This window comes from Rahnella sp. BIGb0603, from assembly GCF_024808755.1.
Classification (GTDB): domain Bacteria; phylum Pseudomonadota; class Gammaproteobacteria; order Enterobacterales; family Enterobacteriaceae; genus Rahnella; species Rahnella contaminans.
This window is the reverse complement of the sequence record NZ_JANUEX010000008.1, coordinates 177,072-192,961: the sequence shown is the minus strand read 5'-3', so window position 1 is coordinate 192,961 and position 15,890 is coordinate 177,072. Positions and strand designations below refer to the sequence as shown.

At 52.2% G+C, this 15,890-nt stretch carries 13 protein-coding genes and 3 tRNA genes; 8 read left to right on the top strand and 8 right to left on the bottom strand.

What is annotated here, in order from left to right; all coding sequences use genetic code 11:
• The first annotated feature begins 66 nt into the window (after positions 1 to 66).
• Complete coding sequence (ppnN, locus tag M2403_RS20280; protein ID WP_152326513.1) at positions 67 to 1,431, top strand: nucleotide 5'-monophosphate nucleosidase PpnN; 1,365 nt, start codon at positions 67 to 69, stop codon at positions 1,429 to 1,431.
• 80 nt (positions 1,432 to 1,511) lie between these two features.
• Entirely contained in the window at positions 1,512 to 2,264 is a 753-nt protein-coding gene (xni, locus tag M2403_RS20275; protein ID WP_259230698.1) for a flap endonuclease Xni, read from the top strand.
• A 67-nt stretch (positions 2,265 to 2,331) separates the two neighbouring features.
• Here xni and rlmM read toward each other — a convergent pair whose 3' ends face one another.
• The 4 genes from rlmM to M2403_RS20255 all read right to left on the bottom strand — a co-directional run bounded on the left by rlmM (position 2,332) and on the right by M2403_RS20255 (position 5,510).
• Complete coding sequence (rlmM, locus tag M2403_RS20270) at positions 2,332 to 3,438, bottom strand: 23S rRNA (cytidine(2498)-2'-O)-methyltransferase RlmM (RefSeq protein WP_101079232.1); 1,107 nt, start codon at positions 3,436 to 3,438, stop codon at positions 2,332 to 2,334.
• On the bottom strand, positions 3,431 to 3,826 hold the full coding sequence (locus M2403_RS20265) for a DUF423 domain-containing protein (RefSeq protein ID WP_152326511.1): 396 nt from the start codon (positions 3,824 to 3,826) through the stop codon (positions 3,431 to 3,433). Before M2403_RS20265 ends, rlmM begins: the two co-directional genes overlap by 8 nt.
• Positions 3,827 to 3,917: 91 nt before the next feature.
• Entirely contained in the window at positions 3,918 to 4,838 is a 921-nt protein-coding gene (locus M2403_RS20260; protein ID WP_152326510.1) for a transcriptional regulator GcvA, read from the bottom strand.
• A 450-nt stretch (positions 4,839 to 5,288) separates the two neighbouring features.
• Complete coding sequence (locus tag M2403_RS20255) at positions 5,289 to 5,510, bottom strand: YgdI/YgdR family lipoprotein (RefSeq protein WP_104924609.1); 222 nt, start codon at positions 5,508 to 5,510, stop codon at positions 5,289 to 5,291.
• Between the two features lie 188 nt (positions 5,511 to 5,698).
• Between M2403_RS20255 and csdA the strand changes: the two genes are divergently transcribed.
• On the top strand, positions 5,699 to 6,904 hold the full coding sequence (gene csdA, locus M2403_RS20250; RefSeq protein ID WP_259230697.1) for a cysteine desulfurase CsdA: 1,206 nt from the start codon (positions 5,699 to 5,701) through the stop codon (positions 6,902 to 6,904).
• 18 nt (positions 6,905 to 6,922) lie between these two features.
• Positions 6,923 to 7,357 (top strand): cysteine desulfurase sulfur acceptor subunit CsdE, encoded by a 435-nt coding sequence (gene csdE, locus M2403_RS20245; protein ID WP_259230696.1) that lies wholly within the window; start codon positions 6,923 to 6,925, stop codon positions 7,355 to 7,357.
• Here the strand turns inward: csdE and tcdA are convergent.
• Positions 7,345 to 8,160: a tRNA cyclic N6-threonylcarbamoyladenosine(37) synthase TcdA gene (gene tcdA / locus M2403_RS20240; RefSeq protein ID WP_152326507.1), complete on the bottom strand. Its 816-nt coding sequence runs from the start codon at positions 8,158 to 8,160 to the stop codon at positions 7,345 to 7,347. The genes csdE and tcdA overlap by 13 nt on opposite strands.
• Before the next feature lie 29 nt (positions 8,161 to 8,189).
• Positions 8,190 to 9,302 carry a murein transglycosylase A gene (gene mltA, locus M2403_RS20235; RefSeq protein ID WP_259230695.1) on the bottom strand — a complete coding sequence of 371 codons (1,113 nt, stop codon included), beginning with the start codon at positions 9,300 to 9,302 and terminating at the stop codon, positions 8,190 to 8,192.
• Between the two features lie 220 nt (positions 9,303 to 9,522).
• Between mltA and M2403_RS20230 the strand changes: the two genes are divergently transcribed.
• The 3 genes from M2403_RS20230 to M2403_RS20220 all read left to right on the top strand — a co-directional run bounded on the left by M2403_RS20230 (position 9,523) and on the right by M2403_RS20220 (position 9,889).
• Positions 9,523 to 9,599: transfer RNA gene (locus tag M2403_RS20230), tRNA-Met, on the top strand.
• 63 nt (positions 9,600 to 9,662) lie between these two features.
• Positions 9,663 to 9,739 (top strand) — tRNA-Met (locus M2403_RS20225).
• Between the two features lie 73 nt (positions 9,740 to 9,812).
• Positions 9,813 to 9,889, top strand: a tRNA-Met gene (locus M2403_RS20220).
• 112 nt (positions 9,890 to 10,001) lie between these two features.
• On the opposite strand, the gene amiC is transcribed toward M2403_RS20220, so the two are convergent.
• A complete protein-coding gene (amiC, locus tag M2403_RS20215) occupies positions 10,002 to 11,252 on the bottom strand; it encodes an N-acetylmuramoyl-L-alanine amidase AmiC (protein ID WP_152325441.1) in 1,251 nt (416 codons plus the stop codon).
• A gap of 228 nt (positions 11,253 to 11,480) precedes the next feature.
• On the opposite strand from amiC, the gene argA reads away from it, so the two are divergent.
• Positions 11,481 to 12,806 (top strand): amino-acid N-acetyltransferase, encoded by a 1,326-nt coding sequence (gene argA / locus M2403_RS20210; RefSeq protein ID WP_152325440.1) that lies wholly within the window; start codon positions 11,481 to 11,483, stop codon positions 12,804 to 12,806.
• 75 nt (positions 12,807 to 12,881) lie between these two features.
• Here the strand turns inward: argA and ptrA are convergent, their stop codons facing one another.
• The gene (gene ptrA, locus M2403_RS20205; RefSeq protein WP_259230692.1) at positions 12,882 to 15,767 is read right to left on the bottom strand and encodes a pitrilysin; all 2,886 of its coding nucleotides are present in this window, start codon (positions 15,765 to 15,767) and stop codon (positions 12,882 to 12,884) included.
• Positions 15,768 to 15,890 lie beyond the last annotated feature (123 nt).

The window sequence follows — 15,890 nt, the reverse complement described above, 5'->3', positions numbered from 1 at the left end:
GAAAAATCATGCGTAGCGGGACTCAGCAGAAACATTCACAGCACCATTTGGTGTCAAGGAGCAACTTTGATTACACATATCAGCCCGTTGGGCTCAATGGATTTGTTGTCGCAGTTGGAAGTCGACATGCTCAAGCGAACCGCGAGCAGCGACTTATACCGTCTTTTCCGCAACTGTTCACTGGCCGTTCTCAACAGCGGCAGTCAGACTGACAGCAGTAAAGAACTCCTCGAACGTTTCGAAAGTTTTGATATCAACGTGCTGCGCAGAGAGCGCGGCGTGAAACTTGAACTGGTGAATCCACCGGAAGATGCCTTCGTCGATGGCCGGATAATCCGTTCATTGCAGGCTAACCTGTTCGCCGTCCTGCGCGACATCCTGTTCGTGAATGCCCAGATTTCCAGCAATTCGCGCTTTGAGAATTTCAACAGCGGGAATTCAGCCCATCTCACCAATATGGTGTTCTCTATTTTACGCAACGCCCGCGCGCTCCATCTGGATGAAGATCCGAACATGGTGGTGTGCTGGGGCGGTCATTCAATTAATGAAAACGAATACCAGTATGCCCGCAACGTCGGCAGCCAGCTGGGCTTGCGTGAACTGAACATTTGTACCGGCTGTGGTCCGGGTGCGATGGAAGCACCGATGAAAGGTGCGGCCGTCGGCCACGCGCAGCAGCGTTATAAAGCCGGTCGTTTTATCGGGATGACCGAGCCTTCTATCATCGCGGCTGAGCCACCGAATCCGCTGGTCAATGAACTGATCATTATGCCGGATATCGAAAAACGGCTGGAAGCTTTCGTGCGTATCGCTCACGGGATCATTATCTTCCCGGGCGGCGTAGGCACGGCGGAAGAACTGTTGTATCTGCTGGGTATTTTGATGGATCCGGAAAACAGCGATCAGGTTCTGCCACTGATCCTGACCGGGCCAAAAGAAAGCGCGGATTACTTCCTCGTTCTGGATGCCTTTATCAAAGACACGCTGGGCGAAGAAGCCGCTAAGTTCTACACCATCATCGTTGACGATCCGACCGAAGTCGCGCGTCAGATGAAACGCGCCATGCCGCTGGTGAAAGAAAACCGCCGAAACAGTGGGGATGCTTATAGCTTCAACTGGTCAATTCGTATTGCGCCGGACCTGCAACATCCGTTTGAGCCAAATCACGAAAACATGGCGAACCTGAATCTGTATCCGAACCAGCCACCACAGGAACTGGCCGCCGCACTGCGTCGCGCCTTCTCCGGGATTGTGGCCGGCAACGTGAAAGAATTCGGTATTCACGCTATCGAAAAGCACGGGCGTTTCAAGCTGCATGGCGACCCGGCATTGATGAAAAAAATGGACAGTCTGTTGCAGGGCTTTGTCGCACAGCACCGCATGAAATTGCCGGGCAGCGCGTACATTCCCTGTTATGAAATTTGCGCCTGACACCATTCAGGCTGCATTTCTGAAACAGTTCCCGGAGCGACGTAAGTCGCTCTGATTTTATGGATTTTGATGACCTGCTTATGGCAATACACCTGCTGATTATTGATGCCCTCAACCTGATCCGCCGCATTCACGCGGTCCAGGGTTCTCCTTGTCTTCTCACCTGCCAAAATGCCGCCAGACAACTCGTTCAGCACACACAGGCGACGCATGCCGTTGCGGTTTTCGATGAAGACGATCGCGCCGACAGCTGGCGTCATCAGTGTCTGCCGGATTACAAAGCCGGACGTTCCCCGATGCCGGACAACCTGTTTGCGGAGATGCCGGAACTGAAAGCGGGTTTTACCGCGATGGGCATCACCTGCTGGCATTCCGCCGGAAATGAGGCGGACGATCTGGCGGCCACACTGGCGGCAAAAGTCTCTTCCGGCGGGCATCAGGTCACGATTGTGTCAACGGACAAAGGTTACTGCCAGTTGCTGGCGCCGAACGTACAAATCCGCGATTACTTCCAGAAACGCTGGCTGGACATGCCTTTCGTGCGCGAAACCTTTGGCGTTTTACCGCAGCAGCTTACCGATTACTGGGGGCTGGCGGGGATCAGCAGCAGTAAAATTCCGGGTGTGCCGGGAATTGGGCCGAAAACAGCGGTGACATTGCTGACGCAGACCGGTTCGCTGGACGAGCTTTACCAAAGTCTGGAAGGTGTTCCGGAGAAATGGCGCAAAAAGCTGGAAGAACACCGCGAGCTGGCTTATGCCTGTAAACGGGTTTCCACGCTGCAAACCGATATCGCGCTGGATGGCAATTTACAGCAACTGCGCTTACCCTGAATTTTGCATTAAAAAAGGCGCTCTCCGAAGAGAAGCGCCTCATTAACAGACTGAATGATCGAAAGTATCAGCGGTCCCGCTCGTCGCGACGCCCACCAATTGCCGACCAGAAACGGCGGATGTGCACGGTCACTTCTTCGCGGTCATGATAAAGCTGCTTGGCAAAGATCTCCGCGTTCACGCCGTTTTCCTTCAGGCGCTCATCAATGCGTTCAAGAATGTTAGACACTTCCTCATAACGCTTCTTCATCGGCAACTTCAGGTTGAAAATCGCCTCGCGACACCAGCCGTTCACCAGCCAGTCGCACATCAGCGCGGCTACTTTCGCCGGTTTTTCTACCATATCGCAAACCAGCCAGTAGTTTTTGGTACTGGTGGATTTGTAGCGGAAACCATCTTCACGTAAGTGGATGACCTGACCGGTTTCCATCAGGCTCGGTGCCATAGGGCCGTTATCAATCGCCGTCACCATCATGCTGCGCTGGGTCAGCTGATACGTCCAGCCGCCCGGGCACGCGCCCAGATCGACCGCATACATCCCGCTCGCCAGACGCTCATCCCACTCGTCGGCCGGAATAAACACGTGAAACGCTTCTTCCAGTTTCAGCGTTGAACGGCTCGGCGCTTCGGACGGGAACTTCAGGCGCGGAATACCCATGTAGAACGGGGAATTGTTATTGCTGTAGGAATAGCCTACATAGCAGCAACCTGGCGCGATAAAGAACACGTGAACGACCGGGCGCAGGGCATTTTCTTTCTTACCCAACACGCGGCACTCGCGCATCGCAGAACGCAGCGGAACAGTCAGCTTACGGCAGAACTTGGTCAGCTCTTTGCTTTCGTTGGTGTCAGGCACTTCAACGCGCAGTTCGCCACCGTTGGTAATGACGTTCTGCACCATACCGACGATCGGCGAAACGCGATCCTCCGGCGGTAAATCTTTCAGGAGTTCGCCAACGACAATCAGCTGACGGGCAAAAATCAGCTCGCGGAAAGGCAGATTTTTTGCAATACGGTCAGCGTCATCCGGCTGATAACATTCAAACAGTACATAACCGCTGTTTTCTTTTACGCGGGCAAAACCGAAGATTTCCATCTTCGCGGCTTTGTCGGTAATTTCTGCTGCGCATTCTTTTTCAAAACCCTGACGGCAGTAGAGAGCAACTTTATTCATGGCGTTCGGCCTTTTTCTTCAGGCGCAGTGCGCCGATCAACAACAAAATCCAACCGACCAGAAATAAGGTACCGCCAATCGGAGTTACAAAAACGAATAACCGGAGATGAGACAGCGCCAGGCAATAAAGGCTGCCGCTGAATAAAACGGTTCCCAGCGCTAAAAAGGCGCTGCTCCAGTAGAACCACACATTACGCTGGCGCTGCATCGCAACACCTAAAATCATCACCGCCAGCGTGTGAATACTTTGATACGTTAAGCCGGTATGGATCCATGCCATTTCCGCCTCGCCGAGCGACTGGCTCAGGACGTGTGCGCCGAATGCGCCAAAAGCGACATAAACAAAACCGCTGATCGCGGCAAAGATCAACATTGAACGACTGGTCATTATGCGTTACCTGTTATCGTTGTTTGCTGATAAAGCCGCGAATTATCAGCTTTGTCAGCCTGTTCAGGAAAACCTTCCCCAGACTCAGGCATCACGCCTGATCGAAACGAAAACGCAGTTTTTCCTGCTCGCTGGCAGCGCGGGCGAGGATCCACTGACGAAAGGCGGCTATTTTACCCAGTTCTGCCTGACTGTCATGACAAACCAGATAAAAAGCATTTTTACTGATTAAAACTTCACTGAACGGACACACGAGACGTCCGGCCTCAATTTCCGTCTGCGCCATCACATTATTCACCAGCGCAATTCCCTGCCCGTGAACCGCCGCCTGAACGACCATCGCACTGTGGCTGAAAATTGGCCCCTGCTGAACATTTACCTGCTGCAATCCCAGCTGTTTGGTGTAGGCCAGCCAGTCACGGCGCGAGGCATCGTGCAATAACGTGTGATGACTCAAATCTGCCGGTTCTTTCAGCGGATTATCGCTCATCAGCAAAGACGGAGAACAAACCGGGAGTAAATATTCGGCATATAAACGTTCTGCCCGCAGACCCGGCCAGTTGCCGCGCCCGTGGAAAATCGCCACGTCCACGTCATCGGATAATTTGTCCTCTTCGCGGTCCACAGCCTGGATACGCACATCAATGCCCGGATAAGCTGAGTTAAAGCCAGACAATCTCGGCACCAGCCATTGAATCGCAAAGCTTGGCGGTAAACTGACGGTCAGCGCGCCTTTCGCGCTGCGCGCCTGAAGTTTGCGTGTGGCCTCATTCAGAGCCGAGAATATTTCTTTGATATCCAGATAATAACTCTGCCCTTCTTCGGTCAGTAACAATGACCGGTTGCGCCGGCGAAACAGTTTTAGCCCTAAAAAGTCCTCAAGTGACTTAATCTGGTGGCTAACGGCAGCCTGCGTGACGAACAATTCCTCAGCCGCCTTAGTAAAACTAAGGTGGCGCGCTGCGGCATCAAACACCCGCAGAGAATTAAGAGGCGGTAAACGTTTTGACATAGAATGGATACTTCTTATTCGCCGGTAAGCGGAGCGCCTGTCCGTGGGTTTTGATATTAGTTTTTTTAATCCGAGACATTATAATTTGTCCGTTGAGGATGTACAGGCAAAAACCTATAGTGGCGCCACTTCCTGAGCCGGAACGAAAAGTAGATTGGTATGAGGATGCTGAAATACTTTTGGCTTGTGGTTGTGATGTTGTGTTTGCAATTGTCTGGCAATCCGGACACGTAGCTTGAATGCTACAAACTTTTCACTTCCTGTACATTACCCTGTCTGTCCAAAGTGATTTTTCAGCACCGCAATTTGCGGTGCTTTTTTTTGCCCAAATTTCACCGCAGGACACGTTTTGTGCTGCGCATAATGTGACAAAACCGGCCACGTCGCAAGAGGGGCCGGTTTTGCCATAAAGCATCTGAGTGAGTGCCCGTCAGGTTCTCACCGGAGGGATCAGTTCCCTTCTGCCATTTCTTTAACTTCAGATTTATTGATCTGCTGCTTGTTGCCATACGCATCGGTATAACTGATCATACCGGTATCACTGTCGGTGCTTGGTTTGCCTTCAGCAACAATGGTCCGGCCATCGTTGGTGTGCATCACATAATTGCTTGAACAGGCGGCAAGTGTTGTTGTCAGCAGTGCGGCTGAAATTACGGCGGCGATCTTCTTCATCATAGACTCCTTGCAGATTAAAATGCTTTAAAATCCTGGGAAAACCCCAGGCTAATGCTTCTAGTCATCGTAATTCAGCATAACAAACCTCTGATAAATTTCCAGGTAACCATTCCTAAAATGAATAAGTGGCTTGTGTAACAGATAAATCTGTACTTTTTCATTCAGGCCGAAGGATCTGATTTCGTATGAAAGACTTTAAACCTGCTGATTTTCGTCAACAATTTCCCGCGCTGTCACAAGGGCAATGCTATCTCGACAGCGCTGCGACGGCGCTCCGGCCTCAGGCGGTAATTGACGCAACCCTGAATTTTTATACTCAGGAAGGCGCGACGGTTCACCGCAGCCAGCACCGCGCAGCGCAAATGCTGACAGAAGAATATGAGCAGGCCAGAACACGGGTTGCACAGTGGATTAATGCGCCCCGCTCAGAAGATATTATCTGGACGCGCGGCACGACGGAGTCCGTCAATCTGGTTTCGCAAGGCTGGCTGCGCCCGCAATTACTGCCGGGCGATGAGATTATTGTCAGCCAGGCGGAGCATCATGCAAACCTGATCCCGTGGCTGATTGTGGCGCAACAATGCCAGGCGCGCGTCGTCACGCTGCCTGTTGATGAGCAGGGTTTGCCGGATATCTCCGCTCTTCCGACCATTCTGAATTCCAAAAGCCGCCTGCTGGCATTGGGGCAGATGTCGAATGTCACCGGAGGGGTGCCGGATCTGGCACGCGCTGTCGAACTTGCCCATGCCAACGGAACGCCGGTCTTTATTGATGGTGCGCAGGGCGCAGTGCATTGTCCGGCTGACATGCAGGCTCTGGACATTGATTTCTATGCTTTCTCCGGCCACAAACTCTACGGCCCGACAGGCATTGGCGTGCTCTATGGCAAAACGGCGCTGCTGGAAAATATGCAGCCGTGGCAAGGTGGCGGAAAAATGCTGACACAGGCATCGATGACCGGTTTTACGCCTCAGACCGTTCCGCATCGTTTCGAAGCTGGCACGCCGAATATTGCAGGCGTTATCGGCCTGTCAGCGGCGCTGAAATGGCTGGAAACTGTCGATATGCCAGCCGCCGAAATTTATGCACAGCACCTCACGACGCTCGCAGAGCAACAGCTTGCGGAACTTGCAGGTTTCCGTAGTTTCCGTTCGCAAAACTCATCGATTTTATCTTTTGATATCGCCGGTGTGCACCACAGCGATCTGGTGACACTGCTGGCCGAACAGGGGATCGCACTTCGCGCAGGACAGCATTGCGCGCAGCCGTTAATGGAGGCGATGGGCATCAGCGGAACATTGCGTGCCTCATTTGCACCGTATAATAACGAAAACGACGTGTCGCGGCTGGTCGCGGCGGTAAAATACGCCCTGACGCTGTTAGCAGATTAATTTACACCGAGGAAAGCCATGTTAGCCCCACACCCTTTCGGGCATGAAATCACTGAAACATCCCTGACGGAAAAATTTGCTTCATTCCGTCATTGGGAAGATCGCTACCGCCAGTTAATCCTGCTCGCGAAATCCCTGCCGCCGCTCGATATTTCGCTCAAAACACCTGAAAATGAATTATCAGGCTGCGAAAACCGCGTCTGGCTGGGTGCCGAAAAGGCAGAAAACGGAACAATGCATTTCTATGGCGACAGCGAAGGACGGATCGTGAAAGGGTTGCTGGCCGTATTACTGACGGCCGTCGAAGGCAAAACGCCAGCGGAAATCCTGAAGCGGGATCCGCTGGCGCTGTTTGACGTATTAGGTTTGCGCGAACAACTGAGCACCAGCCGTTCCAGCGGGCTGAATGCGCTGGCAGAAGGCGTAACCGCTCTCGCCCGTCAGGCCGCCTGAGCCTGACGCTGAGCTTTCGCCATCATCTTTTTAAGGACATGGGAAACCGCGACAAAACCAAATGTGGCGGTAACCATGGTCGCCGCACCAAATCCGGAAGCACAATCCATACGTTTCGGCCCTTCCGCCGTCGCGCGTGAGGTACATACCGATCCATCCGCCTGCGGGTACATCAGCGGCTCGCTCGAAAATACACAATCAATGCCCAGCTTCCCTTTGCTGTTTTTCATGACATTAAAATCATTTTTCAGGCGTTCGCGCAGTTTCGCCGCCAGCGGATCCTGAATGGTTTTTGCCAGATCGACGACGGCGATTTGCGTCGGATCAATCTGCCCACCGGCACCGCCCGTTGTGACGACTGGGATTTTAAAGCGGCGGCAGTACGCCAGCAAAGCCGCTTTCGGACGCACGCTGTCGATAGCATCAATGACGTAGCTGAAACCTCTGTCGAGCATTTCAGCGACATTATCGGGTGTAATGAAATCGTCGATGCAGGTCACATTGCACTCCGGATTAATCGCCAGAATACGCTGCGCCATAATCTCAGTCTTCGCCTGCCCGACGTTTTCCCGTAAAGCATGAATCTGCCGGTTGGTATTCGTGACGCACACATCATCCATATCAATCAGCGTGATAGCGCCAATGCCGGTTCTCGCCAGCGCTTCCGCCGCCCAGGAACCGACACCGCCAATACCAATCACACAGACGTGCGCCTGCGAGAAAAGCTCCAGCGCCTGCTGACCATAAAGGCGAGCAGTACCGCCAAAGCGTTGCTGATAAGCGTCGGAGTATGTTGCTGTCATGAACGAAAAACCTCAGTGCGTCTGAAAACTTAATTTGATTGTGAATAAGCGGTGAACAGCGGTTTGCCGTTCTGCGCTGATTTTAACACCCAGACGCGCCCGTAGTGATTATAAAATCCTGCCGCATGCCCGGCATCTGTACCAATCCCCTGATACATATCGAAATGTTGTCCTTTAATCGCACCACCAACGTCCAGCGCAACCATCAGACGCATATGATATTTACCGGTAAACTTACCTTTATCATTCAGTTCAGGCACTTCTGCCAGCAGCGTGGTGCCTGCCGGAATAAGCGAGCGGTCGGAAGCCACCGAGGCTTTGGCAATCAGCGGAACACCGCTGGCACCGCGAACCGGCGCGAAAGCTTCAGGTTTAAAGAAGACAAATGACGGGTTTTGTTCCAGTAGTTCACGCACTTCAGCCGCAGAGTGAGTATCAGCCCACTGGCGAATGGCCTGCATCGACATATTTTCGCGCGCCACTTCGCCACGGTCGATGAGCACCTTGCCGATGCTGCGGTAGGCGTGACCATTTTTGCCCGCATAACCAAAGAACATATAAGGACGCCCGTCGCCGTAATCCACATAACCGCTGCCCTGCACTTCCATCATGAAGTTATCCATCAGGGAATTGGTCCAGGCGACCACGTAATTGTCACTTAGCGCACCGGAGTAAATAGAGGCGCGATCCGGCAGGCGACCGCGTTTTGGCGGCATCCGGTATAGCGGATACTGGAATTCGCCCTGACGGGTATAGCGCGCCTGCACAACGGGCGTGTAATAGCCGGTCAGCTGCACGTTACCAAAGTTATCGGCACCTTCCATCTGATAGGCGCTGAGGCCGTACTGGCTCAGGTTACGGGTGTCAGCCCCGGAGCGCAGCCATTGCTCCACGGCCTGAAACGTCGTGTTATTTCTCCCATATAAAGAGGAAGACGCGATTTGTACAGCAGCAACCTGATTTGAATAATCCAGCGCGTTGACCGGTTTTCCTGTGGCGTTCGGCTCATTCACGTATTCCAGCGCGTTGTCCAGACGGCCATCCTTATACTGCTGGCCCCGATCAGTCGGCCGCGAGGAACAGCCCGCCAACACTGCAATCAACAGACCACTCAGCAGATACTTACTCCAACGTCCTTTCATTGTTGCCGCGCTCTCTTACTTTCAGGGAAATGACTGGCGAAACGATAACAAACGGAATATCAGAAAGGAATTGCCACAGTATAAAAAAGTGTACTGAGCCAAATTGCCCCCCAAACGACGATTTTGTGAACAAAAACCCAGCAACTTGGTGCTTTATTTGAATAAATTCAAAAAAGGGTTGCACGAAATCTCATGGGGAGTATAGTTCGCCTCCATCGGACGCGGGGTGGAGCAGCCTGGTAGCTCGTCGGGCTCATAACCCGAAGGTCGTCGGTTCAAATCCGGCCCCCGCAACCAATTCGATTTCGATGTATGAAATGCTCAGTTGAATTGTTCGATGCAATAAAGCAGTATCACGGACGCGGGGTGGAGCAGCCTGGTAGCTCGTCGGGCTCATAACCCGAAGGTCGTCGGTTCAAATCCGGCCCCCGCAACCAATTCGGAACTGATGTACAATGATGTTCAGTTCGGATTCTGTGATGATGTAAAGCAGTACCAAGTAGTGACGGACGCGGGGTGGAGCAGCCTGGTAGCTCGTCGGGCTCATAACCCGAAGGTCGTCGGTTCAAATCCGGCCCCCGCAACCAACTACTTAAACAATGAATTGCATCAAACAACCAGCACCTTAAGGGGTGTTTTTTTGTATCCAAATTTCGGGTACAGCCCGGAATGGCTTCATATTTTCCACCATTCCCCTGCTTATTTCGCCCTTGCCGCCCCGCCTTCTGAAAACCAAACCTTAATTCCTGCCATAATCGATTCCGCGACCTGCTGCTGAAAATGGGCAGTCCTCAATTTTTTCTCTTCGTTGATATTACTGATGAAAGCCGTCTCCACCAGAATGGACGGTATGTCCGGCGCTTTCAGCACGGCAAAACCGGCCTGATCGACTTTGTTTTTGTGCAGATGATTAATCTTCCCCATGCGCGTCAGCACTTCTTTGCCAAATTTTAGGCTGTCGCCGATGGTTGCCGTCTGAACCAGATCGAACATCGTATGATCCAGATAACGATCGCCGCTTTTGCTGACGCCGCCAATCAGGTCAGATTCATTCTGGGTTTGCGCCAGAAAACGTGCAGCAGAACTGGTGGCGCCTTTGGTCGATAAGGCAAAAACGGACGAGCCTTTTGCAGCGCGGTTTGTAAACGCATCGGCATGAATAGAAATAAACAGATCTGCCCGCAATTTTCGCGCTTTCGCCACCCTGACCTTCAGCGGAATAAAGACATCTTCATTGCGGGTCATATGCGCTTTCATATTAGGTTCACGCGTAATCAGTTTTTGCAGACGGCGCGCGATTTGCAAAACCACATCCTTTTCACGCGTTTTGTATTTACCAATCGCACCCGGATCTTCACCACCGTGCCCCGGATCCAGCATAATGACCAGCGGCCTGCTTCGGCCGGCCTGACCGTCTTTGGCCGTTTCAGGCGGCAGCGTTCTCGCCACATCGCCGCGATTGTAATCTTCCAGTAATGCCAGCAGCGGATCATCTTCCGCACTCACGGCACCGTCTTCCGGATACAAATCGACGACCAGACGGTTGTGGAATTCGGCGACCGGCCTGAGAGTAAACACATGAGGATTGATGGCCCGCTTGAGTTCAAGCACCATGCGCACCGTTTTGGTATCAAACTGCCCCACCCGCGCCTGGCGGATATAAGGGTCACTTTGCTGGACCTTTTCTCCCAGCCCTTTCAGAACGCTGTTGAGGTGAACACCTTCAATATCGACGACCACACGCGGCGGGTCGCTCAGCAGAAATTGCTTATATTTTAGTGGCGTACTGGATTCGAGCGTAATGCGGGTGTACGTGGAAGAAGGCCAGATGCGTACTGCAATAACCTGTGAGCTGGCAGCGAACCCCACTTTGCTCACACTCAGCATCCAGGAAGCCGCTACAGTTTGAAGAAGTCGTCGTCGTCCGGGATTGTGGTTATCGTCAGTCATGCAGTCTCAAAAGTATCTAAAAGTAAGAAATTGCTGATAAAAAACTCAGTTTATGGATTCTAACGAATCGTATCCTGCATGTCATTCCTAAACATTTATTCGATTAATCAATTTGTTGTAGGTTTGTAATGGGTGTTAAAACAAAAACAACGATTTCTTACTTGCTACACGCCGACAAAAGAATAAAAATACAAAAATTACGAATAAAAATTCATACGAGGTTTTGCCGTGAAGGAACGTAGTACAGAACTGGTTCAGGGATTTCGCCACACAGTTCCCTATATTAATGCGCACCGTGGCAAAACGTTCGTGGTCATGCTCGGTGGGGAAGCCATAGAACATGAGAATTTTAGCAATATTGTCAATGATATCGGGCTGTTACACAGTTTAGGCATTCGTCTGGTGGTGGTTTATGGTGCACGCCCGCAGATTGATGAGAACCTTTCTGAGCACAATTACGAGCCGATTTATCACAAAAACATCCGCGTGACCGACGCCCGGGCCCTCGAACTGGTGAAGCAGGCAGCGGGTTTGTTGCAGCTTGATATCACCGCGCGGCTTTCCATGAGTCTGAATAATACGCCACTGCAGGGCGCGCATATCAACGTGGTCAGCGGGAACTTTATCATTGCTCAGCCGCTGGGCGTCGATGACGGTATCGATTACTGCCACAGTGGCCGCATCCGCCGTATCGATGAAGAAGCCATTCACCGCCAGCTCGACAGCAATGCGATTGTGCTGCTTGGCCCGGTAGCGGTTTCCGTCACGGGCGAAAGCTTCAATCTGACGTCAGAAGAAGTCGCGACACAGCTGGCAATCAAACTGAAAGCCGAGAAAATGATCGGCTTCTGTTCTTCTCAGGGCGTCATCAACGATGAAGGGAATATTATCTCTGAGTTGTTCCCTAACGAAGCGCAGGAACGTATCGACCTGATGGAATCGGGTGGAGATTATCTTTCCGGCACCGTCAGGTTCCTGCGTGGGGCAGTGAAAGCCTGCCGCAGCGGCGTTCGTCGCAGCCACCTGATCAGTTATCAGGAAGACGGCGCGCTGGTTCAGGAACTCTTCTCACGTGACGGTATTGGTACGCAAATCGTTATGGAAAGCGCCGAGCAGGTTCGCCGCGCCACCATTAACGATATCGGAGGTATTCTTGAGCTGATCCGCCCGCTTGAGCAACAAGGCATTCTGGTTCGCCGCTCACGCGAGCAGCTCGAAATGGAAATTGATAAATTCACCATTATCGAACGCGATAACCTGACCATTGCCTGCGCCGCGCTTTACCCGTTCCACGATGAAGGAATTGGCGAAATGGCCTGCGTGGCGGTTCATCCCGATTACCGCAGTTCTTCACGCGGTGAAATGCTACTGCAACGCGTCGCCAGCCAGGCCAAGCAAATGGGTCTGAACCGGTTATTTGTTCTGACGACCCGCAGTATTCACTGGTTCCAGGAGCGTGGTTTCAAACCTGCGGAAGTTGACGTCCTGCCGATTCAGAAACAGGAAATGTACAACTACCAGCGCAGGTCTAAGATCCTGATTTCAGATCTCTGAAAATCAGAACCCATTATTCTGAGCATAAAAAAGGACGCTTTCGCGTCCTTTTGCTTTTACTGAAGTCTGGAAGTTTTATTTGCTGGTCTGCGATTTCAGAGCCTGTTGCAAGGTTGACGTATCCGGCCAGGTTTTGAAGCCTTCCGGCGCAGCATACTGCGGCGTTTTACTGTCGTTGCCGGAAACCTGAGACAGCATCGCCAGACCATCTTGCGCAACGACAGCCTGATGGAAATAGTCAGCCAGCTGAGTCTGCGTCAATCCGGCAATCACACGGATCACATTAGCCCGGGTATCAAACTGTGCATTTCCACGGCTGAAGTCATTGCCCAGACGATCGGCTTCTTCATCCAGCGTTTGCGGACGTTGCTGCATCTCATTCACCAGTCCCTGCTTATATTGCAGGAATTCATCATCTTTCATTTCCCGCAAACGCTTTTCAGCCTGCGGATAAAATGCCAGATAGCGCTGATAGAGATAGTCAGGTTGTTTGCTGTTACTTTGCAGCAGGAAGCCGATACCCCATTGTTTACCCACCGGGATCGGGAAGGCAAATACCGCGTATCCCAGCTGTTCCTGCGTACGCAGCTGGCTGTAGAACCACGGCTGAATAATCTGACCCAGCAGCGCACTGTAGCCCATACTCTGAACTTCGTCATAACCGCGTGGCACATACACCGCCGCCAATGCAGAATCTGTACTGGTGCCGGTACGCTGGATATTGGCTTTCATCGGCTCAGACACTTCAGCCTGCTTTCCGCGCCACCATTCGTTCCCGTGCGCGCCCAGCTTTTGCATAATCTGCTGTGACATCGCCCTGACCTGATCGGCGGTCATATTCCCCACCACCATCACTTCGACGGCGGCGTGGTGAATCAGCTGTTCACGGTAATTATTCACGTCATCAAGCGTAATCTGCGCGACTAACTTTTCACGCTCGGCGCGTTCGGTATACGGCACACGGGAAAGCAGTTGGATCGGCTGTAACGCCAGTTCGAAAGCTTTGCCTTTATCGGCTGAAGATAGGCGTTCCAGATACCAGGATTTCGCCTGATCCAGCTGTTCCTGCGTCGGCTTAAAGTTCGGATAGTTATCCACTAATGCCGCCAGCAAATCAGGCAGACATTCAGTAAAGCCGGTGGCGGTAAATTGCAGGCCATTATCCGGAGACGTCCCGAACGTAATGCCGCCGATGGACGCCTGATAGCTCAGCTGATCAAACGCGACACCGGTCAGATAATCCGTCAGGCCGTACAACACCTGATTTTTTGCCGAACTCAGTGCCTCTTCATTACGGAAAGACACCGTGACATTGGCTTTCGGTTCATCGGCGAAGTACCTGCTCGGCATATAGAAGACACGCAGCCCTTTATCTTCCACCAGCAACTCAGGTTTGGCCGCCGTCGAGTCTTTCGTCACCAGCGCCAGAGAATCGGGAATATAGGGATTCAGCGCTGGCAGCGACAACGTGATGCCCTGCGCCAGCGTTTTCCATTTTTCAAAAGTTTGCGGCGGCACTTTATCGACTTCGTAAGGTGCCTCCATAAAGTAAGCCATTTTGTTGTGCGGCTCATTCGGGCTGATGATCCAGTAGCGCGCATTTTGCGGCGTCATTTCATCCAGACGTGATGCGATTGCTTTGGGATCGTACTGATCGGTCAGATACGGCGAATCGAGCACATGTTCAACCGGAACACGGAGCATGGTATCCACCAGCCACTCCACATAATCCATATCTCGGGTTAACGCGGGATACCGGAAATCAAGCGCCATGACGTGAGCAATTTCGTCGAAATAAGACTTCTTAATACCCTGTGTCCGCATTTCGTTAAGATAACTGAAAATCGCGGCGATCACTGTGTCGCGCCGGGCAAGACCTTTATCCGTCAGGGAAACAGAGATATTAAATACCCCCATATTCCGGTTAACAATCGGGTCTGCTCCGGCGCTGATCCCGTCTGCATAACCTTGTTTCTGCAACCAGTCTGACAGCGTATTCGGGCTGCGGTTACCAATCAGATAGCTGATATAGGTATCTGTTTTACTGCGAAAATCTGCGCTGTTATTGTCGATGGCAAATTCAATACGCAATTCTTTGCGTGGCTGCGCGGGAACAAAATGGATGAATTCACCTTTTTGCTCTGTCGTCACCGTCGGTACGGTAATCGGCGGCACAACGGCATGATGGTTAGTGATCTTTCCGAAAGTATTGGCAGCCAAATCTGCCAGCTCCGGCAACGGTTTATTGCTGTAGATAACTCCTACCAGCAGATTGGCAGAATAATAGCGGTGATAGAACGCGGTGAGCTGATCGTGAAGTTTGCTGCCCGGTTTATCTTTTAACGTATCGAGATTACCACCGGAATAACGGGCCGCCGGGTGTTCAGGGTTTAACGTTTCGGCCCGAACCTGCGCCATACGCATCCCGTCACGCGAACGCGCCATGGTCAGTTCGGCATTTACCGCATTACGCTCACGGTCACCGTTAGCCGGGTCCAGCAATGGCTCACCGATGGCGTCCGAAAGGCGATCCACGGCTTCAGGCAAAGCATCATTTTCAACTTCCAGATAAAAGGCCGTACGGTAAGAAGCGGTGCTGCCGTTATGGCTGCCGCCATGTTTTTTAAGGAACTCGGAGAGGCTTTCAGGCTGAGGATACTTTTTCGATCCCATCAGAAGCATGTGTTCGGTGTAATGGGCAAGGCCAAGCTGGGAATCAGGGTCTTCCAGCGAACCCACGGGAATAGCCAGCGCAGCAAGTGACTTGGGCGCCTGAGGGTCAGAAACCAGCAATACCGTCATATCATTATCAAGCTTGATCGCCTGATACAGACGGGGGTCGTTCTGACTTTTATTAATAGCTTGTGCATAAGGCTGCCAGTTGGCGGCGCTTGCGACTCCAGGGGCCCAAAAGGTCAATAACAACAGTAACCCGGAAATTCGGGTAACCTGTTTCAACATTGCCACTCTCCCTCAATCGAGTAAATATGCCCGCGGGCACTAAAAATAAACAGTTCAACAACTGATGGATCTCAACCTGCTGTTTTCTGCTATCAGGTCTGTTCAGACCCCGCAGACGCAGGA